Here is a 26136-nt window from a genome sequence, read left to right as displayed (position 1 = left end):
ACCATGGGTGACATCAGTCGCGACAGCGATAGCATGGAATTGAACGATCCGCCGAAATACAACTTCGGCGAAAAGGTGAAATCGAAGAAGGTGGTGCGCAACGACGGCACCTTCACCGGGGCGGAGATCGGCGAGGTTCTGGTCAAGAAAGGCGAGATCGGCTACATCAAGAGCATCAACACCTATCTGCAGCAGTTCTACATCTACGCCGTGGATTTCCCGGATCGCGGCTATGCCGTCGGCATGAAGGGACGGGAAATCGAATCCGTCGACAATCCACCGCCGCCCAAGGAAACCACCAAACCCGAGAGCGAGGCCGTTGCATGATAGAAGCACGCACACCGATTTATCAGTGGGGCCAGAAGGTTGCGACCGAGGCCGACATCTTCAACGACGGCAGCTATCCCGATCACGAGCCGGAGGCCTTGCTGGTCGCCGCCGGCAGCGAAGGCGAGATCGTCCAGGTTGGTTATCACGAAGAATCCCAGGTTCCCATCTATTTGGTGGAATTCCCCGGCGGTTACGTGATCGGCTGTTTCGAGGAGGAGTTGCGTTCCGAACGCAAGCTGGAAACGGTCGCCGGCCTGCTTTGAAATCCCGGCCAACCCGGACCGTGACGACGGTGTGAAGATGGCACTCGCTTTCCTCGCGGCTAGCCGCGGCCCCCAGTCAAGAGCGGAGGGTATCGAGGGCATGAACGGGACGCTGGCGGGTTCTGTGAATCCGCATCCGAACGAACTGGACCGTAAACGCATAGAACGCGCGCTGGAGCAGCGCAAGCGCTATCGCTACGTTACGCCCGAGGTGCAGCCTTACGAAAACGGCTATCTGATACAGAGCTCCTGCTGTTCGCGCAACATCGACCCGGAAGGCGGGGTCATCGATATCGCCAAGCTGGAGTTCGACAACGACCGGCGCTGCTGGTGGCTCTACCACAAGGATCACGAAATCGGTCATTGGATACGGCACGGCGAATATCCATCCCTGCCGGTTATCCTGGACCTCCTGAACCAAGACCCGGACAGGCGATTCTGGCAATGAGCGACGCATTGATCTACCTGGACAACAACGCGACCACGGCCGTCGCCCCGGAATGCATCGCGGCGATGACGGCAAGTCTGCGGGATTTTTACGGCAACCCGTCCAGCAAGCACGCGTCCGGGGAAGCCGCCAAGAGCCAGACCCTGGCCGCCCGGGCCCAGGTAGCGGCTTTGCTGGGCGCCTCGCCGGCCGAGATCGTGTTCACCAGCGGCGGCACCGAGGCGATCCACCAGGCGATATTGGGCGCTCTGGCCCTGGCGCCGGGCAAGCGGCGCATGGTGACCAGCCAGGTCGAGCATCCGGCCACGCTCTTGCTGCTGGAACATCTGGCCTCCAGCCAAGACCTGGACGTGGTTTACCTGCCGGTGGACAAGGACGGCCGGCTGGATCTCGCCGAGCTGGATAGTGCCATCACGGCAGATACCGCCCTGGTGAGCCTGATGTGGGCCAACAACGAAACCGGCGTGTTGTTCCCCATCGCCGAGGCCGCCGCCCTGGCCGCGGCCAAGGGCGTGCTGATCCACTCGGATGCGGTGCAGGCGGCCGGCAAGTTGCCCATCGATCTCAAGCAGGTGCCGCTGGATTTCCTCTCGCTGTCCGGTCACAAGCTCCATGGACCCAAAGGCGTCGGTGCCTTGTTCGTGCGCAAGGGGCGCAAGATCCCGCCGCTGTTGTTCGGCCATCAGGAGCGCGGACGGCGCGGCAGCACGGAAAACGTGCCGGGCATCGTCGGGCTGGGCGTCGCCGCCGAACTGGCCGCTGCCGGCTTGCAGACCGACGAAGCCCAGGTCGCCGGCTTGCGCGACCGCCTGGAAAGCGGGCTGTTGGCGGCCTTGCCGGGATCGTCCATCACCGGCGCCGGCGCCCCGCGGCTGGCGGGAACTTCCAGCCTCAATCTGGGCGGCATCGAAGCCGAGATCGTGCTGGACAAGCTCGACAAGGCCGGCGTCTGCGCCTCGGCGGGCGCGGCCTGCAGCGCGGGCGGCACCGAGGCGTCCCATGTGCTGCTGGCCATGGGCCTGACGGCCGAAGCCGCCCTTTCGACCATCCGTTTTTCACTCGGCCGCTACAACACCGCGGCCGAAATCGACCGCGTGATCCGCCTGCTGCCGAGCATCGTGCAGACGGCCCTGGCGGAAGCGGCCTGAACCCGAATCCCAACCCTAAGTTTTATCAACCACTGGAGTCCTTATGAAGGTCATGATCCGTAAAGATAACGCCGGAGTACTGTCCGTTTATGTTCCCAAGAAAGACCTGGAGGAGCCCATCGTCTCCCAGGAAAATCCGGATCTGTGGGGCGGTACCGTCACGCTGGCGAACGGCTGGCAGTTATCTCTACCGGAGATGGCCGAGGGCACGACCCTGCCGATCACCGTCGACGCCCGCAAGCTGAGCGAAGACTGATTATGGCGATCGCGACGAATGCGCTCGATGAAATCCGCGGCCTGCTCGAAGGCGAAGGATCGTCCGCCGAACGGGTCGCGAACCTGCGCAAGGCCTTTCCCGGCCTGTCGCTGACGCGCTGCGACGCCGGCGACATGGATACCGAGACGCCGATCCTGGAAACCGCGGGCTTCGCGGTTTACCTCATCGATACCTCGGAGCATTGCGTGCGTATCACCACCCAACCAGAAGCCGCGACCGGCCTGATACTCGCCGAGAAGCGCTAGGAGTCCCCATGAGCCAGCCCAGCATACTGCTTTCGGACCCGGACATCAGCCTCGCCGAACTGGAGGCGGTGGAGAACGTGTTGAAATCGCCGCGCCTGTCCGCCGGTCCCGTGGTCGAGGAGTTCGAAGCCGCTTTCGCCCAGTATCTGGGACGCAAGCACGCGATCGCCGTGAGCAGCGCCACCCTGGGGCTGACGATGGCGCTCAAGGCCTATGGCATAGGGCCCGGCGACGAAGTGATCGCGCCGCCCTTCGGTTTCCGCGAAACCCTGCACGGCATCACCCTGGCCGGCGCATTGCCAGTGTTCGCCGACATCGATTACTGGTCCTGCACCCTGGCGCCGGAAAAAGCGGCGGCCGGCATCACCGAGAAGACCAAGGCCATCATCGCCAGCAACGTCAACGGCCATCCGGCGATGTGGGGGCCGCTGCGCGAATTGGCGAGCAAGCACGGCTTGCTCCTCATCGAGGATTCCAGCGAGGCCATAGGCTCGCGCTATCAGGAAAAACTGGTGGGCACATTCGGTGATTGCGCCATCTTCGACTTCAGCCAGCCGAGCGCTCTGACGGCCGGCGAAGGCGGCATGGTGGTCACCGACGACGACGATCTGGCCGGCAAGCTCAAGGCCTACCGCGCCCGCCGTCCCGAAGAACGGCAGTCGGTGGTGCTCGGCGGCTTTCCTCCCTACCGGGCGGAAATGAGCGAACTCAACGCCGCGCTGGGCCTGACCCAGTTGCAACGCCTGGACGAGATCCTGGACCGGCGCAAGGACGTGGAAGACTACTACGACGGCCACATGCAGTCCTTCGAAGGCATCAAGCCGGCCTACATGGCGCCCGAGGTGGATGAGATCCACTGGATGGTCTACCTGGTGCATCTCGGCACCCGTTTCTCCAAATCCAGCCGCGACGCCATCCTGCAGGATTTGGGAACCGAGCAGATCGAGGCGGCGGCCTTCAGCTTTCCGCTGCACCGGCAAAGCCATTACGGCGCCCTGGGCTATCGCAAGGGCGATTATTTCGTGACCGAGAAGCTGGCCGACCGCGCGATCGCCCTGCCGTTCCACTGCCATCTCAGCGAGGATCAGATCGGCTTCATCGTGAAAACGGCCAAAGATGCCTCGATCAACGTGGGGGCGGGCGCGGCGATTTATCTCTGAGAGCCGGACCGATGGCCAGTTACCTGCGCACCGGTATTCGGCGTAACGCAAAGACCTGGGTCACGGTCTTGCCCGCGGGCAAGACCGTGGAAATGGTGAGCGGCACCCGTTTAGTGGACGCGGTGCTGCTGACGGGCGCCGAACTCCCCCGGCGTTGCGGCGGGCATGCCCGCTGCGGTGTCTGCCACGTGATGGTGTTGCACGGAGGGCGGGGATTGTCGAAGGCGCGCAAGGACGAACGCGAACGGATCGCGCAAATCGGCGGAGAGCAATCTCAGTCCAGGCTGTCGTGCCAGGCGGTCCTGGGCCGACATGAGGTAACAATCGAGTTGGTCAATCATTAACTGGAGGTGTGTCATGAGTACAGCAGTAGAAGAAGTTGTCGCCGAAGTCCCCGCAACGGCTGCCGAGGGCAAAGTGGTCGAATCCCTGATCCACGTCAGTTTTAACCCGGACGGCACCGTGGCGCTGATCGGCGAGCGTCCGCAAGGCGCGGCCGCGCAGGCCTGGTTCAAATACTTGAGCCATAACACCCTCAACCGTTACCAGGCGCTGGCCGGCGGCCGCGGCCTGTTCCGCATCCCGCGCCCCGAAGTCGACGCCCTCAAGGCCGCCTTTCTGAAGGAGCTCGCCGCATGACGACCTACGATCCCGCGTCCATCCTGGAAGGCCTGACGGCCGGACAGGTCATCCCTTATCTGGGACCGGCGGTGCTGGGCCTGGACGGCAGCACGGCCGTGCCCAGCGCCCCGGACACCCTGGTGGAGCTCATCACCGCCAAGGTCACGGTGCCGCACAAGATCCGCAAGAACCTGACCGCTGCCGGCCAGTACATCGAGAACTTCAAACACCGCAAGACCCTGGTCGGGCTGTTGAACGAAGCCTTCGCCGCCCCGCCCGAGCCGACGGCGCTGCATCGCTTTCTCGCCACGCTGCCCCTGCCCTTGATCGTGGACGTCTGGTACGACGCCAGCATGGCCGCGGCCCTGGCCGGACGCAGCGATTTCGGGCAGGTCCAGGGCGTCAGCCGCTCGGAGCATTTCAACCAATGGGTGCACTATTTCCATGCCGACGGCAGCGCCGCGGAAGAAACCGAGGCCGCCGGCTGGAAGACCCTGCTGTACAAGCCGCTGGGCTCCATCGCGCCGGCCAGCAATTTCATCCTGTCCGACTCGGACTATGTGGAAGTGCTGACGGAAATCGACATCCAGACGCCGATACCGGAGCGGGTCAAGGAAATACGCACCGGCCGTAACTTCCTGTTCCTCGGCTGCCGTTTCCGCAACCAGCTGGAACGCACCTATGCGCGCCAGATCATGAAACGTTCGTCCGATCTGCATTGGGCGGTGCTGACCGAAGAACCCACCCGCAACGAGTTGCGCTTCCTCGCGGAGCAGAACATCCGCCGCATCGACGTCCCGCTGGGTGAATTCGCACAGCAATTGCTCGGCGGCGAACTCGCCCTGCAAGCGGCCTGAACGGGATAAGACGATGACGGAGGACAGAACCAGCCGCATCCGGAGCTATCTGGAACGGGCCTTCCAGCCCGATCACCTGGATATCGTCGACGACAGCCGCTCCCATGCCGGACATCAACATGACGGCGGCGGTCATTTCTTCGTGACCATCCGTTCCGGGCAGTTCGAAGGACGCTCGACCGTCGAGCGCCACCGCATGGTCTATGGTGCGCTGAAAGAGATGATGCCGGATCACATCCACGCCCTGGGCATCAAGGCCTTGAGCCCAGGCGAATCCGCATGATTTCAGATGGACATGTAAGCATGTAGGGCGGATGCCCGCCAGGGCGATCCGCCATCCATCCGGCTTCACATCGCGTGAATGGCGTCGTAGGTGCGGGTCATTTCCTCGATGCTCAGCTCGCCGACCGCCGCGGGCGCGAACACGTCCTCGCCCGCCAGCCAGGCGCGCTCGCAGCGCGCGTCTTCGAGAGCCATGCGCACGGCCTGGTTGAGTTCGTAGAGGCCGAACGCCAAACCGGCATCCCGCAGAGCCGATTGCAGGGCGTTCTGCACCAGGCTGCGCACCGTCATGTGGGGTACGGAATAAGGCACTTCGTCGGCGCGTCCGGCGGCGGCTTCCACGCAGGCACGCACGTCGTAGGAAACGTGGCCGCGGCAGGCCAGCGGCCGCACCAGGTAGATCAGGCAAACGCCGTTATGGATATAGGGGCAGCGCAGCCTCAGCTTCACCCGCTGCGCTTCATCCAGGCCCCGGGTTTTGTCGTCGGCCTCGGCGATCCGTCCGGCCAGGTCGATGTTCGCCGGACTGAGTTTGTCCGCGCTCCAGCGGACATAGCGGCCTATCATCAGCACCTCTGGCGCCGTGGCGGTGACCCGCAGGGTGCAGCAAGTTGCGCATCCCTTGTGGCAGGCCGGTTCCGGCGTGCCTTCCGCCTGGATTTCCACGTTGCGCTCGAAGCTGTCGTAAGCCTGCATCAACAAGCCATCGACCAGACCGCCGTTGTCGCGTCGTTTATTCAGGGTTTCGGCGAAGGCCTGCTGCTGCGCCTTGAAGAAAGCCAACGGTCCGAAATCGTCTTGCTCCGCCATAGCCGGTTTGCCCTACGCCTATTTCCACAATAAACGTATGGTATCAAGACCGCACCGAACGCCCAAGGGACGGCCTCCATTTCCGCCCTCGGGATCGCTTCCTCGAAAAGCTTAAAACGACACTTCAGGCTGGTTCCCGTGCCTAGATAGGTTCCGGAATGCTGGCCAAAAATCGCCCATCCCGCGTGATCCCCCGCCAGCTCTGGCAATCCACACAGTTATCCACAAGGCCATCCACTGGATTTGTGGATAGCCGCTCGATCTTCGCGCAAGCCCGCTTCCGCCGGCCGGCTCAGCCGTCCCGATTCGCCAGCGCTTGGTTCTGCGCGGTGCGCATGCGCTCGGCCAGGCCTCTGGGGCTGGTCTCGTAGGCGAGTCGCCCCGCTTCCAGCGCCTCGGCGGCGAGCGCCGCTTCGGCCGCTGTCAGCGGCAGGCGGCCGGCCACGTGGGTGGCTTCGGGCACGGCCTGCACGATGGCTTCACGATTGGGATGCTCGGCGACGGGCACCAGGTAGTCCGCTTCTTTCTTGCCGTCCAGACAGATGGTCTGGCCGACGACTTCCACTTTGCGTCCATCGGCGGTGGTTTTGATGTATGTACTCATGATGATGTTCCGGTGGGTAAGAAATCGCTAAACATCTGTTCAGTGCCGGGTCTGCGAACCCAGCGACAGGGACGCCGGCACGGTTTCGGCGACGTAGGAAAACGCGTGGCTCTTGATCAGACAGTAAACCTTGTCGCCTTCCTGCAGATCCATGTCTTTCAGACCGCGCAGCGAGACGCCGGCCAGCAGGGTGTTGCCGCAGTCGATCTGCACCACGGCATGGTCCGCCGCGCGGATGATGGCGCACACCCGGCCCTTGATCTGGTTCTGGATGGACGTGCCGGTGAGGTAATGTCTGGACAAGGCGATGTCGCTGGAACGGACGGCGATCTGCGTGGCCGCGTTCCTGGGCAGATGCGGGGCGATCGGCAAGACCAGTTCGGTGCCGTAGTAATAGGCCAGGGTGCAGCCGTTTTCGGGTTCGTGGTCGAGGATGCTGACCGGCAGGATGTTCTCGATGCCCCGCAGTGCCGAACTCGCCCACAGCAGCCGGTCGGCTATGATGTCGTGCACGTCGCCGACCCCGAGTACCTGCCCGTTGGCTATCAGGACCATGTGGTCGGTGAGCTGCAATATGTCGCCCAGGGTGTAGCTGACATAGATCACCGGTATGTTCAGCTCGTCCCGTACCCGGGTGAGATAAGGCAGTATCCGGGCGGAACGGGCGTAATCCGCCGCGTTGGGCTGGTCGTCCACCAACAGCAGGCGGGGCGCGGCCATCAAGGCATGCGCCACGGCGACCCGCCGCTTCTCGTCCACGGATAATTGCTGGGAATGGCAGTCCAGCAGCGATTCCAGATCCAGCAGATGGACGATTTCGTCGAAGCGGCAAGCTTCCCGGTCGGGCGACTGCGCGTAGGCGTCCTGCAGATGAGCCTTTACCTCATAGCGCGGGTAGATCGTCGGATCCCGGCTTACCAAGCCGACGCGGCGGCGGCCGGAGGGCACGCGTATGCCCGAGCGGGTATCGAACAGGATTTCGCCGCCGAATTTGATCCAGCCGCGCTGGGGATGCACGGTGCCGGCGATCATGCCGAGCAGGGTGCTCTTGCCCGCACCCGCCGGGCCGAAAAATGCCGTCATCGGGCTGTCGAGCGCCAGCGTCGCTGACAGGTTGAACCGGTCCAGGCTCAGTTTCACGTCCATTTCCAACATGCTGCTCGCCTCGTCGTGCCGGGTTGGGGTCAGGCCGCCGTCGCGACCGCGGAAATTCCCTGAGCCTTCGCTAGCAGCAGGGTGTTGACGCCCAGGGCGAATTCACGCCAGGCGGCGGCCAGATCGCGCGCGATGGTTTCGAGGTATTCCGGGGAAACCTTGTGCTCGTCCGGGAAATTGGACAGCGCGCAGGAAGTGCGGTTGTGAACCACGACCTCGTCGAGCAAGGTCTTGTTGAAGCCGATGAAAGGCGCCAACACCTTGGGCGTCAGTTCGGCCCGGCCCTGGAAGATGCCTTCCGCGCTTGCGTCGAAAGGCAGGGTTTCCAGCAGCGCCAAAGCTTCGCTGTAGACTTGCTCCATCGCATCGAGCACCGCTCGCTGGGTGATCTGCTCCTTGTACTGGGCGGCCAGTTTGCGGTGCAGTTGCTTGCGATAGCGCTCGAGGATTTCGCCGCGCTGCGCACCGACCCACTCGCCGAAACGGGCCAGGCTGGTCTCGTTCTGCGTGGTGAGCGTGCGCGGCTCCAGCCGGGTCACCGTTGGCGCCTGGCTCACGGCACGCTGGATGCGCGCGGCGGCTTCCAAGGCCCCTTCCAGGTAGCCACCGCCGTAACTGGCGGTTTCCGATCCGCCGAAGTGCAGCCGGCCGCCCCACTGCGGCAGACGCAGGCTGGGATGGCCGTATTCCGGATGGCTGTCCGGCGGAATCGAATCCCGGCTGCTGCAGGTATAGGGCTCGCTGGCCCAGTCCTGCACATGCTGTTCGCCGCCCTCGGCGTCGGTGCCGAAGACCTGGACCATCTGGCTGGACACCAGCATGGACATGCCTTTGCTCAGCGAGGTGCGCAATTCCGGCGGCAGGGAGAAGAATCCGCCCAGCGCCGCCTTGCTGCCGTCTTCGTTGCAGGCGTCGAAGATCTCGCCGAGCACCACGTGTTCGTGATGGACGAATGCGTTGCCGGAATGCCCGGCGCTGCGCCAGAACGGCCGCGCGTAGGCCACCAGCGCCTTGGCCTGATCCGCCATCCAGGTATAGGTCTCGCGCATCGCCTCGCGGACCTGCCCGTCCAGCGGCGGCTGGAATTGCACTTTCTCTTCCACTAGACGCGGCGGCAGCGCCAGCACCGCGCGGCGGGCCTGGACCTCGACGGTTTCCTCGCCGTACTGGAAACGCAGGACGACATGATCGCCCCGGTCCTCCACCGCGCTGAGCACGTGGTTCAAGCGCAAAGACTCGGCCGGCAGGCCCTGGCTCAGCGCCGCCACCAGCGCACCCATGCCGCCCTCGACCCGGCGGGCGCCGCCGTGCAGATGGGGCCGGTTGAGCACATCCGGCTGCTTGTCGTGATCGACCAGATTCAAGACCTCGCCGGTGTCGTGCTGGGGAAAACTGTGCAAGCCGAGATCGGCTACCAGCCGGGTGATGCGCGGCTGGGTGTCCGGCCAGAACCAGGTTGGCCCCAAATCCAGCGCCACGCCGGCCACCTCGCTGTTTGCCGTAAGGATGCGCCCGCCGAGCCGGCCGCGCGCCTCGAACAGAGCAAAATCGCGCCCCTGCGCCTGGAGATGATGGGCCAGCGTCAAGCCGCACAGGCCCGCGCCGACGATTGCCGTATCTAGCATGACTGAGTCCTCCCGGAGGTATCTTCCATCATGCGAGCAAGCTTCGTTCCAGCGCCGAAACGGGCCCGGCGGACGCGCGGGATCCGGCCTATAAATCCCGTCATTTCAACTAGATGGGCCAGGTTTTCGCCGTGTCGTCGCAGGGCGGATGCCGCCAGGCGATCCGCCGAGATCTGGCGCCTTCGCAACATTCGAGCCGTGCGGGCCCGCTTTTGTCGGGTTTGCTACCCGACGACGATTGCAGCATCGTAGGGTGGATGCCCGGCAGGGCGATCCGCCTAAGCTCCAATCGGGCGTTGCCTGACACCGATCGCACGAGTTTGTGCGGACATCCGGCGTCGTGGACCGTTTCCCATTCGGCGGAACCCGATAAAGCCGGTTCCGCCTTACGATCTTTTTCAGTAGTGGTAGCGCAGCTGAGCCAGCAAGAGGGCGTCGCCCTCGACTCTGTAGACCATACGGTGTTCGTCGGTAATTCGACGAGACCAAAAGCCCGCCAGGGCATGCTTCAACGGCTCCGGCTTGCCTATGCCGGCGTAGGGCTCCCGTTGTGTCTCACGGATGAGCTTGTTGATGCGCTCGACCATCCGCCGGTCGTGCTGCTGCCAGTAGAGGTAGTCCTCCCAGGCCGCTTCCGCGAAGATCAACCTCACTCGGCCAGCTCTCGCTCCGTGCCTTTGCCGGCGGCAAGCTGCGCCGCCGCTGCCAACAGCCGCTTGGCGTTGGCGGGACTGCGCAGGAGGTAGGCCGTTTCTTCCAGGGCCTGGTAGTCCTCCAGGGAAAGCATCACCACGGACCGTTGGCCGTTGCGGGTGATGATGAGCGGTTCATGGTCCTCGCACACCCGGTCCATGGTATTGGCCAGGTTGGCGCGCGCGGCAGAGTAGGTGATGGCATCCATAATGGGGCTCCGGATATGTACGTTTTATTGTACAGCGCAAGGACTGCGGCAGCGCAAGCAAGACGCCAAGTCGGGTAGATAAAATCTACACTTGATAAACGAAGTAGATATACTACTATTAGTGGGCTCGCTACGTCACCTGGAGGTCTTCCATGCGAAACATCACAGTCTCAGAACCCGTCTGGAAAGCAATTGCCGAGCTCGGCAAATTCGGCGAATCAGAAGATGATGTGCTCCGTCGGGTATTCCATATTCCACCCAACACCAACAGCTCAGACTGCCCTGCTCCATCCATGCCAGAACCGCGCACACGAAGCGCGGTATCTTCGCCGCGCCGTTCGTTCGCGACTCAGCGCATGAGTTCCTATATTAGAAACGAGCAGCTCCATGTTGAGTTTCAGGATGGCGCCTCTCGCTCGTGGCCACTTCCGCCAAAAAATGACAAGGTGGCTTTGGCATCGATGCGTGAAAAAGCTGTCAGCTTCGCGCGCGAAAATGGCGCGACTATCGGGCAGATCAACGCCGTGAAAAAGGCTCTCACCGATGCCGGTTTTCATCTCACGCGGTAGGGCGCAAACGCACTATGGCAGGACAGCACAGTAGGCTGGAATGACCAACAGGAATCCCGGCATTGCCACGTGATTGCAGGAACTCGCGAAGCTCATTCCAGCCTTGCGCCATAGATATGAAATTGTTAGGGGCGCCGCAATGTAGAGTTTTCTACACCTCCGTTAGAGTTTTCAGGAGTCCTTATGTCTACCTTCGAGTTTGCGGTAAACAAGTCCTTTTTGGAGGGTAGTGGGCATCCCATCACCATCCCCAAAAGCCAGCTTCCGTATAGCGAACTCCCTGCTGCTAGTCTTGACCACAGACATGTTGTAGTCGTTTTACCGCGCGGCGAAAGGTTTGAAGCTGACATCTATCATGGTCAAGCTGGTTATGGAGAGTACTACCAACTCCGCTTCAATGGAAAGGACCGCACGCTACCCAGTTACCTCACGCTAAACGGCCATCTCATTGTGGCCTTGCTCAAGGTAGCCTCCCAAAGTTATGCAATCTTGGAGTATCGCGAATGACTTCCTGAGCAAATCTGATTTGCAGCGAGGCAAGCTTGAATGACCAACGGGAATTCCAGCGTTTACCATGTGCCTGCTGGAATTCGCGAAGCTCATTCCGGCCTACTAAGGCCGGCTATGAGTTCTTACAATCGTAAAAACAGCTGGAGGTGTGTCATGGTCGAGCTCAAAGTCAGAAAATGCGGCAACTCCCTCGGAGTCGTCCTCCCGAAGGAGATCATCAACCGCCTTCATACCGGAGAGGGCCAGCCACTGTTTCTAATCGAGTCTCCTGACGGAGGGTGTTTGATCTCGCCCTATGATCCGAGCCTCGAAGAGAGAAGATGGCCAAGGTCAAAGACATCGTCACCCGTTATTGCAACACGCCGCACGTCCTTGCCCAATGAAGCAACCCATATAAACCATGCCTGAGTTATGCAGATTTTATGGGATCGTCATCCGTATGTTCTTGATCGATCATGAACATCCGCCGCGCCATATCCATATCAAATATGGCGAGTATCAGGCGGTTATGGAATTGCAAAACCTTAATATCATCGAAGGCCATGTGCCCAGGAAATGCAGGCAGCTAGTCCGGGAATGGGCGGAAATCCATCAAGATGAATTGATAGAAATCTGGGATACGCAGAAATTCCATCCTGTAGCGCCACTGGAGTAAGTCATGAAACTAAAACATTTCGAGCGTCACGATGGATACCGTTTTCTTCTGGTATTCGAAAACGGAGAAAGCAAGGAAATCGACCTGGAGAAACTGATAGGCCAATTCGTACAGCCAAGCGACGTGAATACCGCACGCATAGATGCGGAATGGGGATGTTTGGAGTTTATGGAGGGCGCCGTCGATATCGAGCCCAAGACCCTCTATAGCTTCGCTACCGACGAGCATCATCAAGTGGCCGCTTGAATAGGGGTTAGCCGTATTTTCGGCGTAACCCGACCCTAGCGTGTTTTTAGTCGCCCTCACCCAACCCTCTCCCAAAGGGAGAGGGTTTAAATGGGGAAATCAAACGCCCAGGGCCGGCTTGATCTGTTCCAGCCAGGTGTCGAGGCGCTCGTCGGTCTGCTCGCTCTGGTTTTCGTGGTCGATCACCAGGCCGACGAACTGGTCATCGACGGTAGCATTGGACTTCTCGAAGGTATAACCGTCGGTGGGCCAGAAGCCGACCACCTTGCCGCCGTTCTCGATGACCAGGTCGTACAGGAAGATCAGCGCGTCGACGAACTCGTGGCCGTAGCCTTCCTGATCGCCCAAACCGAACAGGGCCACCGTCTTGCCGCTGAAATCCTTGCCCTTCAGCTTGGGCAGGAATTCGGCCCAGCTCTCGTCGCTGGCGCCGGCGTCCAGGCCCGGCAGCTCGCCATCGCCCAAAGTCGGGGTGCCCAGGATCAGGGAGTCGTATTTGAGCACGTCGTCGACGCTGGCTTTCTTGACGTCGACCGGCGCGTCGGCGGCATCGCCCAGCTTCTTGGCGATGGATTTGGCGACGCGACGCGTGTTACCGGTATCGGAACCGAAGAAAATACCTACTTTAGCCATATTTTTTCCTCATTGAATTTAAGAATATCGACCATAAACAACCCGCCAAGACCACGGCAATACGCACACGTATTACAGGGGTATTGGCTCACACTCATTGCACAGCAAAAACCATTTTCCGAAGTCGGTAACTTAAAGCTCCTGCCGCTCCGCGAGATACCCAGGCATGGGCCTGCCTGACAATCCCAATCATCACTGTGGGAGCGGGCTTTGGCCCGCTCCCACAAGACCTATGGGCTCAATGCGCGGTAATCGCGCCTCCATGAGCACTGGCACTTTCCGCCTCGACCGGCAGCGGCGCGGCCAGGGGCTCGGGCTTGCGCTGCAGGGCGATGTTGAGCACCTCGTCGATCCAGCGGACCGGGACGATGCGCAGATCCTGCTTGACGTTCTTGGGGATCTCGGCCAAGTCCTTCTCGTTTTCCTTAGGAATAAGCACGGTCTCGATCCCGCCGCGGTGGGCGGCCAGCAGCTTTTCCTTCAAGCCGCCTATGGGCAGGACTTCGCCCCTCAGGGTGATCTCGCCGGTCATAGCCACGTCGGAGCGCACGGGGATCTTGGTCAGCGCGGAAACCAGGGCGGTGCACATGCCGATGCCGGCGCTGGGACCGTCCTTGGGTGTGGCGCCCTCGGGCACGTGGATGTGCACGTCGTCCTTCTGGTAGAAGGTGGGCGCGATGCCCAGCTCTTCGGAACGGGTGCGCGCCACCGTCACCGCCGTGCGTATCGATTCCTGCATGACCTCGCCCAGCTTGCCGGTATAGGTCTGCTTGCCGGTACCCGGCATGATGGCGGCCTCGATGGTCAGCAATTCGCCGCCGACCTCGGTCCAGGCCAGCCCCGTGACCTGGCCGACCTGGTCGTTCTCCTCCGCGCGGCCGTAGCGGTAGCGCTGCACGCCGAGGAAGTTCTCCAGATTGCGGTGGGTGACCAGGACCTTCTTGGTGCTGGGTTTGAGCACCAGGCTCTTGACCACCTTGCGGCAGATCTTGGCGATCTCGCGTTCCAGGCTGCGCACGCCGGCCTCGCGGGTGTAGAAGCGGATGACGTCGCGCACCGCCGATTCGGTGATCTGGATCTCCTTGTCCTTCAAGCCGTTGTTCTTGATCTGCTTGGGGATCAGATAGCGCAGGGCGATGTTGATCTTTTCGTCTTCGGTATAGCCGGCGAGGCGAATGACCTCCATGCGGTCGAGCAGGGCCGGCGGGATGTCCAGGGTGTTGGCGGTGGCGATGAACATGACCTCCGACAGGTCGAAATCGACCTCCAGATAATGGTCGTTGAAGGTGTGGTTCTGCGCCGGGTCCAGCACTTCCAGCAGGGCCGAGGCCGGATCGCCGCGGAAGTCCATGGCCATCTTGTCGATTTCGTCCAGCATGAACATGGGATTGCGGGTCTTCACCTTGGCCAGGTTCTGCAGGATCTTGCCGGGCAAAGCACCGATGTAGGTGCGCCGATGGCCGCGGATCTCGGCCTCGTCACGCACGCCGCCCAAGGCCATGCGCACGTATTTGCGGTTGGTGGCGCGGGCGATGGACTGGCCGAGCGAGGTCTTGCCCACGCCGGGCGGGCCGACCAGGCAGAGGATGGGGCCTTTCATGCTCTTCACCCGCTGCTGCACGGCCAGATATTCCAGGATGCGTTCCTTGACCTTGTCCAGGCCGTAATGCTCGGCTTCCAGCAGCTCGGCGGCCTTCTTCAAATCGAGGCTGACCCGCGTGCGCTTCTTCCAGGGCACATTGACCATCCAGTCGATGTAGTTGCGCACCACCGTGGCTTCCGCCGACATGGGCGACATCTGCCTGAGCTTGTTCAGCTCCACCTCGGCCTTGGCGCGCGCGGCCTTGGGCATGCCGGCCTTTTCCACCTTGCGGGCCAGCTCCTCGAACTCGTTCGGCACCTCTTCCATGTCCCCCAGTTCTTTCTGGATCGCCTTCATCTGCTCGTTGAGGTAATACTCGCGCTGGTTCTTGCTCATCTGGTCCTTGACCCGGCCGCGGATGCGCTTTTCCATCTCCAGCAGATCGGCCTCACCTTCCATCAGCGAGATCAGTTTTTCCAGACGGGCCGCGACGTCGTCCAAAGCCAGGACCGCCTGTTTTTCCTCGATCTTGGCGTTCAGATGGGTGGCGATGGTGTCCGCCAGGCGGGCGGGATCATCGATGCCCGCCAGGGCATTCAGCACTTCCGGCGAGGTGCGCTTGTCCAGCTTCACGTACTGGTCGAAGGCGTTGGCGGCCGCGCGCGTCAAGGCCTCCATCTCCTGCTCGCCGCGGCTCACGACGTCGGCGAGCGGCTCCACTTCGGCCACATAATGCTTGCCGGCCAGGGTGTAGCTCAGCACCTTGCAGCGCTGGCCGCCTTCGACCAGCAGCTTGACGGTGCCGTCCGGCAGCTTGAGCAATTGACGAATGTTCGACAGGGTGCCGACCTCGAACAAATCGTCGAAGCCGGGATCGTCGAGCTCGGCGTTTTTCTGCGCCACCAGCAGGATTTGCTTGTCGCGCAGCATGGCCTGATCCAGGGCTTCGATCGACTTGTCCCGGCCGATGAACAGCGGCATCACCATGTGCGGATAAACCACCACATCGCGCAGCGGCAATACCGGAACCTGCCTGTCTTCCAGTTTTACGGTTTCGAGCATTTCGGTCGTCATGATGGGAGCCTTCGTTAGTCAACGGTAAGTGTCGGTACACGCACAGAGGTCCTCCACGCCCCGGACCGAAAAGGCCCGGAGCGCACAAGATGGCGGTCTGCTAGCCGGTGAAACTCATGCGGAAGCGCACTGCTTGTCTTCGTTCTGGTAGATGAGATACGGCGGAACCTCGCCCTTGACCACCTTTTCGTCGACCACGACCTTGGCGACATGGGTCTCCGAAGGCAGCTCGTACATGGTGTCCAGCAAGGCCTGCTCGATGATGGTGCGCAGGCCGCGCGCCCCGGTCTTGCGCTCCAAGGCTTTCTTGGCGATGGTCTCGAGCGCATCCCGACGGAATTCCAGCTCGCAGTCCTCCATCTCGAACAGCTTCTGGTATTGCTTGACCAGGGCGTTCTTCGGTTCGGTGAGGATTTGCATCAAAGCCGCCTCGTCCAGTTCCTCCAGCGTCGCCACCACCGGCAAGCGGCCGACGAATTCGGGGATCAGACCGTAGCGGATCAGGTCCTCGGCCTCGACGCCGGCCAGCACTTCGCCCATGTTGCGGCGGTCGTCCTTGGATTTGACCTCGGCGGAGAAGCCGATGCCGCCCTTTTCATGGCGCGAGCGTATGGTGCGGTCCAGGCCGGCGAAGGCGCCGCCGCAGATGAACAGGATGTTGGCGGTGTTGACCTGGACCAGCTCCTGCTGCGGATGCTTGCGTCCGCCCTGCGGCGGCACCGAGGCGACCGTGCCTTCGATCAGTTTCAGCAAGGCCTGCTGCACGCCTTCGCCGGAGACGTCGCGGGTGATGGAAGGGTTGTCCGACTTGCGGGAAATCTTGTCGATCTCGTCGATGTAGACGATGCTGGACTCGGCCTTTTCCACGTCGTAATCGCATTTCTGCAGGATCTTCTGGATGATGCTTTCCACGTCGTCGCCCACGTAACCGGCCTCGGTCAGCGTGGTCGCATCGGCGATGGTGAAGGGCACGTCCAACACCCGGGCCAGGGTCTCCGCCAGCAGGGTCTTGCCCGAGCCGGTGGGCCCGATCAGCAGGATGTTGCTCTTGGCCAGCTCGACGTCGCCCTTCCGGGTCTGCGCGCGCAGCCGTTTGTAGTGGTTGTAGACGGCGACCGCCAGGATGCGCTTGGCCTTGTCCTGGCCGATGACGTATTCGTCCAGCACACCCTTGATTTCCTTGGGCTTGGGCAGATGGCTGACGGCCTCGTTCGCCTTGCCTTCCAGCTCTTCGCGGATGATGTCGTTGCACAGTTCGACGCATTCGTCGCAGACGAAAACCGCAGGGCCCGCGATCAGCTTCTGAACCTCGTTCTGGCTCTTGCCGCAGAAAGAGCAGTACAGCACCTTACCGCCCGTGTCTTTGCCGCTCTTTTCGTCACTCATCGTCGTTACCCCTAGCCCACTGTTAGAAATCTAAAGTTGGCACACGGCGCCCGTCATTCGCTCTTGGGCAGATCCCGCGTGGTCAGCACCTTGTCGATCAAGCCGTAGTTCGCGGCATCCTCGCCGGTCATGAAATTGTCGCGGTCGGTATCGCCCTGTATCTTCTCCAGCGGCTGGCCGGTGTGCTTGGCGAGGATGTCGTTCAGCCGGTCGCGCACGGACAGGATCTCCCGCGCATGGATGTCGATATCGCTGGCCTGGCCCTGGAAGCCGCCCAAAGGCTGATGGATCATCACCCGGGAATGCGGCAGGGAATAACGCTTGCCGGCCGCCCCGCCGGCCAGCAGCAAGGCGCCCATGCTGGCCGCCTGACCTATGCACAGGGTGCTGACGTCCGGCTTGATGAATTGCATGGTGTCGTAGATCGCCAGCCCCGCCGTCACCAGCCCGCCGGGCGAGTTGATGTAAAGATGGATGTCCTTGTCGGGGTTTTCCGATTCAAGGAACAGCAATTGGGCGATCACCAGGTTGGCCATGTAGTCTTCGACCTGGCCCACCAGGAAGATGACACGTTCCTTCAGCAGGCGCGAATAGATGTCGAAGGCCCGCTCGCCGCGCGCGGACTGTTCGATGACCACGGGCACCAGGCCGCCGGCGGCGCGCGTTTCACTCGGATGGGTGTAGCGGTCTCTCAGCATGTTCGGTCTTCCAAGGTTCAAGTGTCGTGGAGCTTTAGTGAGCCGCCGGGCTGGGCCGCGGCGGGGCGTATCAAAGCGTGGCGAAATCCCGGTAGCGCTCCGTCAACCCCAGGGCTTCGGCCGCCGGCCGGCAGGTGAGATGCCCCTGGTAGGCGTTCAGCGCCTTGCCGAAACCGGCATCTTCCCGCAGAGCCTCCAAGCCTAGGTCCGCCAGCTTGAGGACATAAGGCAGGGTCGCTTCGGTCAACGCCAGGGTCGAAGTGCGTGGATAAGCCCCCGGCATATTGGTCACGCAGTAATGCAAGATGCCATGCAATTCGTATACCGGGTGGGTATGGGAGGTCGGCCGGGAGGTGGCGATGCAGCCGCCCTGGTCGATGCTGACGTCGACCAGCACGGAGCCCGGCTGCATGGAACGCACCATGTCTTCGGTCACCACGTAATCCGCCTTTGCACCTTTACGGAGCACGGCGCCCACGACCAGGTCGGCATCCGCCACGTGCCGGGCGATGAGTTCCGGGGTCGAGATGAAAAACTCGATGTCGGGGGCGATGTCGCGCCGCAGGCTCTCGCCTTTGGCGGGATCCAGACCGGCCACCACGACCTCCGCACCCAGGCCCCGGGCGCTGCGCGCCGCATGCGTGCCGACCACGCCGTCGCCAATGACCAGCACCTTGCCATGGCGCACGCCCAGCACTTCGCCCAGTTGCACGCCCTTGCCGCCGTGGTTGCGCGCCAGGTAATACGCGCCGACCAAAGCCGCCATGTTGCCGGCCACCGCGCTCATGGGCGCCAGCAAAGGCAGGCGGCCCGTTCCGTCTTCCAGGGTTTCGTAGGCGATGGCGGTGGTTTTTTCGGCCAGCAAGGCCTCGGTCAGTTCGCGCGGCACCCCGGCCAGATGGAAATAGGTGAACAGCAGCTGATTCTTCAAATAGCCGTATTCGCTCGCCAAAGGCTCCTTGACCTTGACCACCAGGTCGACGGCCCAGGCCTCATCGGCCGTGACCAGCCGGGCCCCGGCCGCGGCGTAATCGGCATCGGCGAAGCCCGAGCCCAGGCCCGCACCCAACTGCACGAGCACCTCATGGCCGTGCCCGGCCAAGGCGGCGGCACCGGCCGGCGTCAGGGCGACGCGCCCTTCCTGATCTTTGATCTCTTTGGGGACACCGACTCTCATCAATGCAAACGACGCGGGATGGCGAGACTGAATGCGGCAATCGGCGCCTCGAAGGGCACGCCATCGTCGGCGATGAGCTGGTAGCTGCCGTGCATGCTGCCGACTGGCGTTTCTATGGTGGCCGCGCTGGTGTATTCGTAAGCCTCGCCGGGCCGCAGGTAAGGATGCTCGCCCACCACGCCCTCACCCACGACTTCCACGACCTTGCCGTTGGCGTCGGTGATGACCCAGCGGCGCCCCAGCAGCTTGGCCGCCACCGTGCCGGTGTTCTGCATGGTCACGGTATAGGCGAAGGTGTAGCGATCGCCCTCGGGATGGGACTGATCGCCCAGGTAGACGGTTTTGACCGCGACCTTCAATTCGCGCGACTTACGATTCATAGGCATGCCTCTTCACTATCCGGATTACGCAGGGTTTAGGCAGCGGCGGAGACATCCGGTTCCTGGAATTCCAGGCGGGGACCCTGGAGATCTTCCAGATGGATGTCGCCTGCCGCTTTTTGTTCGATGACCACGACGGCCAGCAGAGCGATCTTGCCCGTCGGCAAGGGTGCGGCGGATACCACCAAGCCCACGCTTTCGGTGGTGCCCGGCCCGTAGAGTTTGGCACCCGGCGGCGGGGCCCGGTCGCTGTCGGCATAGGCCAGATACAGCCGGCGCTTGAGCTGGCCGCGGTATTGCAGGCGGGCGACGACTTCCTGTCCCGGATAACAGCCCTTGGTGAAACACAAGCCGCCCAGGGCTTCGAGATTCAGCATCTGCGGGATGAATTCCTCGCTGGTCTCGGGGCTGACCAGCGGTAGCCCGGCGAGGATGTCGAGCAGGGACCAGGCCCCGGCCTCCACCGGCAGGAGGCCGGGCTGCAGCTTTTGCGTAAGGGCCTCGACCGCCGCGGGCGGACCTGCGAGGATCCAGCGGGGCTGCGGCCCGCCCAGCGCGACCAGGGTCAGATCGCCATAGCTGCGTGTCTCGCCCCGCGCCGTGGGCGCTTCGCCGCCCAGCGCCTCGGCCAGGCGCTTCGTCAAACCGGGACCGGACAAACCGACGCGCGCCAGCGTTTCGGTCGCATCGGAAATGGTGGCCTTGCTGCGCAACAAGAACTGGCGCAAGCGGGTTAGCGTCGAGGGCAGCAGTTCTTTCGGCAAGAGGATGTGATACGCCTCGCCGCGCACGAACAGCCAGAAGGTCGTCAATATCCGCCCCTTGCCGTCGCACCAACTGGTGAACTGGCCCTGGCTCGCCGACACCAGGCGCACATCGCCCGTGAACAGGCTGGCGAGAAACTTCTGGGCGTCCGGGCCCTCCACGGCGATCAGTCCGAAATGGGACAGATCCGCCACCGCATCGCCGAAAGTAACCGGATCGACCCCCGCCCACGCGGGCGCGCCACGACCGGTATCCTGCACTTCTATCGCTTCACCGGCTGCCATGCGCCGTCCTCCTCGGGTCCAAAACAATTCGCGTATTCCACGCATTCCGCACAGCTGGGCGAACGGCAGACGAAAGCACCGTGACGTTCGCAAAGCTGCTTGTAGAAAAACTTCTTCCAGCGCATGCCGCCGGTATTGCGGGCGAACAGCGACTGGAAATGCCGCGCCAGCAGATCCGACAAGGCCTGCCGGTTCGGCAGTCCCAGATCCTGCCACAGATGATCCTCGCCCATGCAGCAGGCGGCGACCGCGTGGGCCAGCCAGCGGCTTAGCCGGCTGTCCTCGACGCGGTGCTCCAACAGCAGCTTGAGCAAATCGTCGAACTCGTCGGTCGCTTGCCGGCCGGCCGTCCACGAGGAACGCGATCCCTGGGCCAGATAAAGCCCCCTCGCGCCCGGAAAATACGCGTCTAGCAAGGCGCTGAACTCGCCCTGGTCGAGCCCGAAGCCGCCGGGTAGGCGGGAAGAGCTGCGCGCCAGTTCGATGGCGGAAGCGAAGGCCAGAGTCAGCGGATCCTGAGGATCGCGGGCGTGGACCATCAAGGGGTCGTAGTTCAGATTCCTGGCCAACATGGGTACACCCTGCTTATGGGGATCGCATCGGATCAGATCAAGCGGCGACCGCCCCGTGTGTATAACACTGTTTGGGGCAAATCTTCGCGCAGGCTTCGCATCCCACGCAATTGGCGACGTTGTCGATGGACATGACCTTCTTGTCGTATTCGTCCTCGTCGTCCTCGTCGTCCAGGCTCAACTTGACCACATCGCCGTCTTCGTTGATGCCGACCATGGCCAGGACTTCGCGTCCGCAGACCTTGTAGCAGCGGCCGCAGCCTATGCATTTTTCCTGGTCGATCTCGCCGACGAACTGGGGTACCCAGAGCTTGCCTCCGGGCAGGACTACGCTGAATTCGCTCATGGCTTTAACTCCTAGGCGCTGGCCTTACGAAACTCGTCCAGCTCCCGAAACGCATCGAAAGCCTTCTTCGCAACCTCGGGAATTTTTTCCCATCCCGTCGGCAGATCCTCCGCCAGATCGTGCAGATCCATTTTCAAGGCGGTAGCCTGGGCATTGAGCTTTTTAAACTTGGCCTTGACGTCTTCTTCCCCTGACATGGTGTTACCTCTCGTGAACTCTAGGGGTTATCAATCTGTGTATCGCCAACACCTTCCCCTTGCAGGGGGAAGGAACTTTCGCGGATCAGCCGTAACGGGCGACTTCCGGGTAGCTCTCTATCATCTGCAGCGCGGCCGCCACCAGCTTCTCGCCTTCTTCCGCCAGTTTTTCCAGGGTGGGAAAACCGAAGCGGTGCACGTCGCGCAACTGCTTGTTCAGCACGATCAAACGACCGGCCGTGAGTATCTGGCGACCGAAGCCTTCGTGGGACATCTTCATCATGGGCGAAACCATGATGCCGCTAGCGCGCTCGATGGAGAGGCCTATGGCGTTGTAGAAAAGCTCCATGCGCCACAGGGTCTCCGGATCGGGATCGCCGATGATGGGAATGGTCTTGCGCTTTTCCTTATCGATCACATAGGGCTCGAGCAATTGTTCGTCGCTCTTGCCTTCCCAGGCTCCGTAGGAATCCTGGGCCCGCCATTGCTTGACGAGTTCCTTGATGAACACCGAATCCAGAGGGGATGCGGCGGGCTCGGTGGGTACGGCTATGGCTGCTTCAGGCATGTTTCACCTCTTCTTCGTCTTCGAAATCGAATTCGCGTTCCTCTCCCTTGGTCTCCTTGGCCAGAACCTTGCGCAGCCAGGGCGGCGGGGTGCCTTTCAGGACCACTTGGAGTTTTTCCAGGAGATCGACGATGGCTTCGGGCTGGGGAACCTTCATGGGATGGATGCCCTGGGCGACCACGCGCGCGGCGCCCGAGCCGCCGATCGCGGCCACGTAGAGAATGGCGCAGTCCTTGACGGCATCCAGTTTGGGCGCGAGCTTGTCCTCGTTGCCGTCTTCCTGCAGGTCGCCCTCGAACTGAACGGCCTCGATGAACTGATAGCCCTCCGCCGACAACTCGTAGATCGCGATGTTCTTCGCCCAACCGAAATGGGCGTCGACCCGCTGTAAATCCTGTGTAGCAAATGCCACTTTCATACTGCCTCCACGATAAAGTGATTCGTTTTCCGCATCGTCCGGCTTAATGAGCCGCAAGCGCCGTCTCGCCAGCATGGCTAGTTTGCTCCGGTAGTGCCCAGGTATCGGGCGTGGGTTCATGGCCGTCGGCGATGAACATGTTGGCGACCTCGAACACGAGATCGCGCGTCCCGCGGTATCCCACGATGGTTTGATGCGCCGCACCGAGCCGGTCGAACATGGGGATGCCGATGCGGTAGAAAGGAATGTGCAGCCGTTCCGCCGCCTGCCGGCCGTGTGAATGGGTCACCAGCAGGTCGCAGCCTTTCGCTCGGTTTTCCAGGTCTTCCAGATCGCCGATGAGGACTTCCTCGGTCGGGATATGTTCGAGCAGGGGCGAGGCCGTGGTGGTCACCGCGGCCACCACGTGCGAACCCAGTTCGGTGATCCACTGGCTCAAGGTCCACAGCAGATCGGGCTCGGCGCCGATGGCGATTTTCTTGCCGCCGAAATGGAAGTGGCCGTCCAGCATGGCGTCGACCAGCTGGCTGCGCTGCCGCTTGTATTTATTGGGCACCGGCTTGCCGCTGAGCTTGGCGCACAGCGTGATGAAGCGGTCGTTGACCTCCAGCCCGGTGAGCCGGTCGAACAGGGTGTACGGCACCCCGGTCTTCTTTTCCAGGGCGACGGCGGCGTCGCGCATCTGCTCGCCGATGGCGATGGTGTGGCCGGACAGGCCCATCCCCGCGATTTCTTCCAGGGAGATCCCGCCTATGGTGGTCGGCGTGAAATCGTCCGGCACATGGCCGTCGAGCGAACCCGCCAAGTCCGGCAGGATCCAGGGCTCCAGGCCGAAGCCTGAGAGGATGTCGCGCAATTCGTCGAGATCGCCCGGTGTCAGGTGCGCACCCGGCAGGATGTTCACTCGGGCAGGATCGCGTTCGGCATCGGCTGCCACCGGGTCGACCAGTTCTTCGACCAGGCGGGTGACGGTCTTGGCCCAGCCGTCCTGGAAGGCGTCCTTGAAGTCGGGCGTGGACACATAAACCAGCTTGATGTGATCCAGCTCGGGGTGTTTTTCCCGCACGATCTTGATGTAACCGTCCACGTCGTCGCCCTTGGTCTCGGTCACGCCGGTGGACGAGATCCCGATGATGGAAGGCTTCTGCCGGTTGGCGATGGTGACGATGGCCTGTTCCACGTTTTCCAGCCCGCCGAGCACCGTGGCGACCTCGCTCATCGCCGTGGTCTGCAAGGGTATGGCTTCCTTGAAATGGCGCACGAACAAGACCAGGCCGAAGGAGGTGCAGCCTTGCGAGCCGTGGAACAGCGGCATGCAATTCTTGATGCCCATATAGGCCAGCGCGCTGCCTATGGGCTGGCTCATCTTGAGCGGATTGACCGAACAGGCTTTCTGAGGACTGATGACTTTGGCCATGATGCACCTCAGGCCGCTGCCTGCACGGCCACCGGCTCCGCCTGCGCGGGATGCCAGTGATCCATGGTTTCCAGGATCTTGCCCAGCTTGCCGGCGCAGGAGCCGCAGCCGGTACCCGCCTGGGTCTTCTCCGAGATCGCCTCGACCGTGTTCAGGCCAAACTCGACGATGGCGTCCTCGATCGCCCAGCGGGCCACGCTCTTGCATTTGCACACCGGGGCGGAACGGCGCTTCTCGCGCGCCAGGGCCGGATCGGCGGCCAGGGCGGCCGCTTCCGCGGCGATGGCGGCATCGGCGGCTTCTTCCCAGGTCTGTTCTTCCCAGGGCGCGCGCTTGCGCACTTGTTCCCAGACCGGATTGGCCAGCGCCTTGTCGATCTCCTTGACCAGCTCGACCATGCCGACATAGCCCATGTAGGCGTGATGGCGTTCCTGGTTGATGTCCAGCCAGGGCATCTTGGCCTTGAGGGCGACGAACTGCGAGCGCCCGCCGGACAGCATGATGTCGGCCTGGGCGTCCTTGAGCATCTTGTACATCTCGCGCGGGCTCATGTCGTCGATCATGTGGGCGTCTTCGCCCATGAGTTCCTTGATGCGTTCCTTGTCTTCCTTGGTGGATTTCTTCACGCTGGTACCGACCAGTTCCATGCCGGCTTCCTGCAGCGCGGCGACCACCGACCAGGATTTCACGCCGCCGGTGATGAGCAAAACCTTCTTGCCGGTCAGCCGCTCCTTGTAGGGGGCTATGCCGGCCCAGGCGCGCGCTTCCTCGCGGGCGATCAACGCTTCGGTGCGCTCCATCAGCTCCGCCGGCGCGCCTTTCTCGATCAGCAGGGTGGCGATTTCGCGCAAGGCGTCGCTGGTGTCCTGGATGCCGTAGAAAGAGCCCTCGAAGAAGGGAATGTCGTAGCGCTCCTCCATCTTGCGGGCGATGTTGATCATGGACTTCGAACAAACCATCATCGCCACCTTGGCGCGGTGCGAGACGGCCACGTCGTGGTATTTGGCGTCCCCGGAGATGCAGCAGAGGATGCGGATGCCCAACTCGTCCAACAAAGGCTTGACCTGCCACAGCTCGCCGGACAGGTTGTATTCGCCGATGATGTTGATGTCGTAGGGCGTGGTGTATTCGGGCTCTTCGGTGCCGATCACATGGTTCAGGATGGCTTCCCCGGCCAGCTTGTTGCCGAGGTTCTTGGGACCGACGAAGCCGGGCGAATTGACCGGAATCACCGGCTTGTTGAATTTCTTGGACGCCGCCTTGCACACCGCGTCGATGTCGTCGCCTATCATGGCGGGGACGCAGGTCTGGTAGACGAATACGGCCGGCGGGTCGTATTTCTCGATGATTTCCTTCACCGACTTGTACAGGCGCTTCTCGCCGCCGAACACCACGTCCGTCTCGTTGATGTCGGTGGTGAAGCCGGTGCGCCAGAGGTTGGAACCGGACGATTTGGAGCCGCGGTTGTCCCAGGAATTGCCTTCGCAGGCGATGGGGCCGTGCACCAGATGGGCGACGTCGGTGATGGGTTGCAGGGCGATCTTGGCGCCGTCGAAGGCGCAGCCGCCGGCGGCTCCGCCGGGCTGGAGCTGTTTGGTGCAACCTTTCTTGCGTTCTTTTTCCGACTTGCCCTGGTTCTTGCCGCAACCGGGTTCGTTGAAAACGTCTTGGATCGTGCTCGATAGGCTGCTCATGCCCAGTCTCCGCGATGATTCGTTATTGCCGACCGTGCCGCGGAAGGGTCTTCCGCCGGTCGTGCCTGGCCTGTAGCTTGTCTAAGCAATGCCCGTGCCCGCGGCTTATATCGTTGATTGAATTAGGATATTTGACCGCTACACACCCCAAGGGCTGTAGGGTTATGAACAAAGGAGAAAGGGAATGTCAGGAAACGGACAAGCCGGAAACGCCGGCCCCGCTGTCGGCCCGGCCTTCG

At 62.2% G+C, this 26136-nt stretch carries 36 protein-coding genes; 16 read left to right on the top strand and 20 right to left on the bottom strand.

The genetic code is table 11. From position 1 onward, the window contains the following. Positions 1-3 precede the first annotated feature (3 nt). From JWZ97_RS19455 to JWZ97_RS19405, 11 genes are all read left to right on the top strand, one after another. On the top strand, positions 4-327 hold the full coding sequence (locus JWZ97_RS19455; protein ID WP_205434840.1) for a nitrogen fixation protein NifZ: 324 nt from the start codon (positions 4-6) through the stop codon (positions 325-327). Beyond that, a complete protein-coding gene (locus JWZ97_RS19450; RefSeq protein ID WP_205434839.1) occupies positions 324-593 on the top strand; it encodes a nitrogen fixation protein NifZ in 270 nt (89 codons plus the stop codon). Before JWZ97_RS19455 ends, JWZ97_RS19450 begins: the two co-directional genes overlap by 4 nt. Positions 594-693: 100 nt before the next feature. Continuing rightward, the gene (locus JWZ97_RS19445; protein ID WP_205434838.1) at positions 694-1041 is read left to right on the top strand and encodes a DUF3024 domain-containing protein; all 348 of its coding nucleotides are present in this window, start codon (positions 694-696) and stop codon (positions 1039-1041) included. Further along, positions 1038-2189: a cysteine desulfurase family protein gene (locus tag JWZ97_RS19440; RefSeq protein WP_205434837.1), complete on the top strand. Its 1152-nt coding sequence runs from the start codon at positions 1038-1040 to the stop codon at positions 2187-2189. The genes JWZ97_RS19445 and JWZ97_RS19440 overlap by 4 nt, the downstream gene beginning before the upstream one ends. Before the next feature lie 43 nt (positions 2190-2232). Beyond that, positions 2233-2445 carry a putative nitrogen fixation protein NifT gene (nifT, locus tag JWZ97_RS19435; RefSeq protein ID WP_205434836.1) on the top strand — a complete coding sequence of 71 codons (213 nt, stop codon included), beginning with the start codon at positions 2233-2235 and terminating at the stop codon, positions 2443-2445. Between the two features lie 2 nt (positions 2446-2447). After that, a complete protein-coding gene (locus JWZ97_RS19430; RefSeq protein ID WP_205434835.1) occupies positions 2448-2711 on the top strand; it encodes a hypothetical protein in 264 nt (87 codons plus the stop codon). Positions 2712-2719: 8 nt separating this feature from the next. After that, positions 2720-3871 carry a DegT/DnrJ/EryC1/StrS aminotransferase family protein gene (locus JWZ97_RS19425; protein ID WP_205434834.1) on the top strand — a complete coding sequence of 384 codons (1152 nt, stop codon included), beginning with the start codon at positions 2720-2722 and terminating at the stop codon, positions 3869-3871. 11 nt (positions 3872-3882) lie between these two features. Next, positions 3883-4215 carry a 2Fe-2S iron-sulfur cluster-binding protein gene (locus JWZ97_RS19420; protein ID WP_205434833.1) on the top strand — a complete coding sequence of 111 codons (333 nt, stop codon included), beginning with the start codon at positions 3883-3885 and terminating at the stop codon, positions 4213-4215. Positions 4216-4228: 13 nt separating this feature from the next. Further along, positions 4229-4510: a hypothetical protein gene (locus JWZ97_RS19415; RefSeq protein WP_205434832.1), complete on the top strand. Its 282-nt coding sequence runs from the start codon at positions 4229-4231 to the stop codon at positions 4508-4510. Beyond that, on the top strand, positions 4507-5349 hold the full coding sequence (locus tag JWZ97_RS19410; RefSeq protein WP_205434831.1) for an SIR2 family protein: 843 nt from the start codon (positions 4507-4509) through the stop codon (positions 5347-5349). The genes JWZ97_RS19415 and JWZ97_RS19410 overlap by 4 nt, the downstream gene beginning before the upstream one ends. A gap of 13 nt (positions 5350-5362) precedes the next feature. Continuing rightward, positions 5363-5632 carry a BolA family transcriptional regulator gene (locus JWZ97_RS19405; RefSeq protein WP_205434830.1) on the top strand — a complete coding sequence of 90 codons (270 nt, stop codon included), beginning with the start codon at positions 5363-5365 and terminating at the stop codon, positions 5630-5632. 65 nt (positions 5633-5697) lie between these two features. Here JWZ97_RS19405 and JWZ97_RS19400 read toward each other — a convergent pair whose 3' ends face one another. From JWZ97_RS19400 to JWZ97_RS19375, 6 genes are all read right to left on the bottom strand, one after another. Continuing rightward, on the bottom strand, positions 5698-6441 hold the full coding sequence (locus JWZ97_RS19400; protein WP_205434829.1) for a YkgJ family cysteine cluster protein: 744 nt from the start codon (positions 6439-6441) through the stop codon (positions 5698-5700). A 292-nt stretch (positions 6442-6733) separates the two neighbouring features. Further along, positions 6734-7045, bottom strand: coding sequence for a hypothetical protein (locus JWZ97_RS19395; RefSeq protein WP_205434828.1), 312 nt, complete (start codon positions 7043-7045; stop codon positions 6734-6736). A 39-nt stretch (positions 7046-7084) separates the two neighbouring features. Further along, positions 7085-8200, bottom strand: a complete 1116-nt coding sequence (locus JWZ97_RS19390) for a molybdenum ABC transporter ATP-binding protein (RefSeq protein ID WP_205434827.1) — start codon at positions 8198-8200, stop codon at positions 7085-7087. Between the two features lie 29 nt (positions 8201-8229). Then, entirely contained in the window at positions 8230-9825 is a 1596-nt protein-coding gene (locus JWZ97_RS19385; RefSeq protein ID WP_205434826.1) for an FAD-dependent oxidoreductase, read from the bottom strand. A gap of 398 nt (positions 9826-10223) precedes the next feature. Next, positions 10224-10478: a Txe/YoeB family addiction module toxin gene (locus JWZ97_RS19380; RefSeq protein ID WP_205434825.1), complete on the bottom strand. Its 255-nt coding sequence runs from the start codon at positions 10476-10478 to the stop codon at positions 10224-10226. Continuing rightward, entirely contained in the window at positions 10475-10726 is a 252-nt protein-coding gene (locus JWZ97_RS19375) for a type II toxin-antitoxin system Phd/YefM family antitoxin (protein ID WP_205434824.1), read from the bottom strand. Before JWZ97_RS19375 ends, JWZ97_RS19380 begins: the two co-directional genes overlap by 4 nt. A gap of 152 nt (positions 10727-10878) precedes the next feature. On the opposite strand from JWZ97_RS19375, the gene JWZ97_RS19370 reads away from it, so the two are divergent. From JWZ97_RS19370 to JWZ97_RS19355, 5 genes are all read left to right on the top strand, one after another. After that, positions 10879-11295 (top strand): hypothetical protein, encoded by a 417-nt coding sequence (locus JWZ97_RS19370; RefSeq protein WP_205434823.1) that lies wholly within the window; start codon positions 10879-10881, stop codon positions 11293-11295. 183 nt (positions 11296-11478) lie between these two features. Then, positions 11479-11802: a hypothetical protein gene (locus tag JWZ97_RS19365; RefSeq protein WP_205434822.1), complete on the top strand. Its 324-nt coding sequence runs from the start codon at positions 11479-11481 to the stop codon at positions 11800-11802. A gap of 39 nt (positions 11803-11841) precedes the next feature. Next, positions 11842-12213: an AbrB/MazE/SpoVT family DNA-binding domain-containing protein gene (locus tag JWZ97_RS20410; RefSeq protein ID WP_371822635.1), complete on the top strand. Its 372-nt coding sequence runs from the start codon at positions 11842-11844 to the stop codon at positions 12211-12213. 31 nt (positions 12214-12244) lie between these two features. Further along, complete coding sequence (locus tag JWZ97_RS19360) at positions 12245-12460, top strand: DUF4160 domain-containing protein (RefSeq protein ID WP_371822634.1); 216 nt, start codon at positions 12245-12247, stop codon at positions 12458-12460. Between the two features lie 3 nt (positions 12461-12463). Beyond that, positions 12464-12706: a DUF2442 domain-containing protein gene (locus JWZ97_RS19355; RefSeq protein WP_205434820.1), complete on the top strand. Its 243-nt coding sequence runs from the start codon at positions 12464-12466 to the stop codon at positions 12704-12706. Positions 12707-12805: 99 nt separating this feature from the next. On the opposite strand, the gene JWZ97_RS19350 is transcribed toward JWZ97_RS19355, so the two are convergent. The 14 genes from JWZ97_RS19350 to nifE all read right to left on the bottom strand — a co-directional run bounded on the left by JWZ97_RS19350 (position 12806) and on the right by nifE (position 25897). Further along, positions 12806-13339: a flavodoxin gene (locus JWZ97_RS19350; RefSeq protein ID WP_205434819.1), complete on the bottom strand. Its 534-nt coding sequence runs from the start codon at positions 13337-13339 to the stop codon at positions 12806-12808. A 238-nt stretch (positions 13340-13577) separates the two neighbouring features. Further along, on the bottom strand, positions 13578-15995 hold the full coding sequence (gene lon, locus JWZ97_RS19345) for an endopeptidase La (protein ID WP_205434818.1): 2418 nt from the start codon (positions 15993-15995) through the stop codon (positions 13578-13580). A gap of 114 nt (positions 15996-16109) precedes the next feature. Continuing rightward, complete coding sequence (clpX, locus tag JWZ97_RS19340; protein WP_205434817.1) at positions 16110-17381, bottom strand: ATP-dependent Clp protease ATP-binding subunit ClpX; 1272 nt, start codon at positions 17379-17381, stop codon at positions 16110-16112. Between the two features lie 53 nt (positions 17382-17434). Continuing rightward, a complete protein-coding gene (gene clpP, locus JWZ97_RS19335; protein WP_205434816.1) occupies positions 17435-18079 on the bottom strand; it encodes an ATP-dependent Clp endopeptidase proteolytic subunit ClpP in 645 nt (214 codons plus the stop codon). A 70-nt stretch (positions 18080-18149) separates the two neighbouring features. Next, positions 18150-19256 carry an alanine dehydrogenase gene (gene ald / locus JWZ97_RS19330; protein ID WP_205434815.1) on the bottom strand — a complete coding sequence of 369 codons (1107 nt, stop codon included), beginning with the start codon at positions 19254-19256 and terminating at the stop codon, positions 18150-18152. Next, positions 19256-19636: a Co2+/Mg2+ efflux protein ApaG gene (gene apaG / locus JWZ97_RS19325; protein ID WP_205434845.1), complete on the bottom strand. Its 381-nt coding sequence runs from the start codon at positions 19634-19636 to the stop codon at positions 19256-19258. The genes ald and apaG overlap by 1 nt, the downstream gene beginning before the upstream one ends. A gap of 35 nt (positions 19637-19671) precedes the next feature. Next, complete coding sequence (locus tag JWZ97_RS19320) at positions 19672-20685, bottom strand: folate-binding protein YgfZ (protein WP_205434814.1); 1014 nt, start codon at positions 20683-20685, stop codon at positions 19672-19674. Then, on the bottom strand, positions 20664-21257 hold the full coding sequence (locus JWZ97_RS19315) for a nitrogen fixation protein NifQ (protein WP_205434813.1): 594 nt from the start codon (positions 21255-21257) through the stop codon (positions 20664-20666). Before JWZ97_RS19315 ends, JWZ97_RS19320 begins: the two co-directional genes overlap by 22 nt. Positions 21258-21294: 37 nt before the next feature. Then, the gene (gene fdxB / locus JWZ97_RS19310; RefSeq protein WP_205434812.1) at positions 21295-21603 is read right to left on the bottom strand and encodes a ferredoxin III, nif-specific; all 309 of its coding nucleotides are present in this window, start codon (positions 21601-21603) and stop codon (positions 21295-21297) included. Positions 21604-21614: 11 nt separating this feature from the next. Further along, complete coding sequence (locus JWZ97_RS19305; RefSeq protein WP_205434811.1) at positions 21615-21800, bottom strand: CCE_0567 family metalloprotein; 186 nt, start codon at positions 21798-21800, stop codon at positions 21615-21617. A gap of 85 nt (positions 21801-21885) precedes the next feature. After that, a complete protein-coding gene (locus JWZ97_RS19300; RefSeq protein ID WP_205434810.1) occupies positions 21886-22368 on the bottom strand; it encodes a NifX-associated nitrogen fixation protein in 483 nt (160 codons plus the stop codon). After that, positions 22361-22786: a nitrogen fixation protein NifX gene (gene nifX, locus JWZ97_RS19295; RefSeq protein WP_205434809.1), complete on the bottom strand. Its 426-nt coding sequence runs from the start codon at positions 22784-22786 to the stop codon at positions 22361-22363. Before nifX ends, JWZ97_RS19300 begins: the two co-directional genes overlap by 8 nt. A gap of 43 nt (positions 22787-22829) precedes the next feature. Beyond that, the gene (gene nifN / locus JWZ97_RS19290; protein WP_205434808.1) at positions 22830-24203 is read right to left on the bottom strand and encodes a nitrogenase iron-molybdenum cofactor biosynthesis protein NifN; all 1374 of its coding nucleotides are present in this window, start codon (positions 24201-24203) and stop codon (positions 22830-22832) included. Positions 24204-24211: 8 nt separating this feature from the next. After that, positions 24212-25897 carry a nitrogenase iron-molybdenum cofactor biosynthesis protein NifE gene (gene nifE, locus JWZ97_RS19285; RefSeq protein ID WP_205434807.1) on the bottom strand — a complete coding sequence of 562 codons (1686 nt, stop codon included), beginning with the start codon at positions 25895-25897 and terminating at the stop codon, positions 24212-24214. Between the last annotated feature and the right edge of the window lie 239 nt (positions 25898-26136).

This window comes from Methylococcus sp. EFPC2 (assembly GCF_016925495.1).
Lineage (GTDB): Bacteria > Pseudomonadota > Gammaproteobacteria > Methylococcales > Methylococcaceae > EFPC2.
The sequence above is the reverse complement of the archived record's forward strand: the minus strand, read 5'-3'. Positions and strand labels throughout refer to the sequence as shown.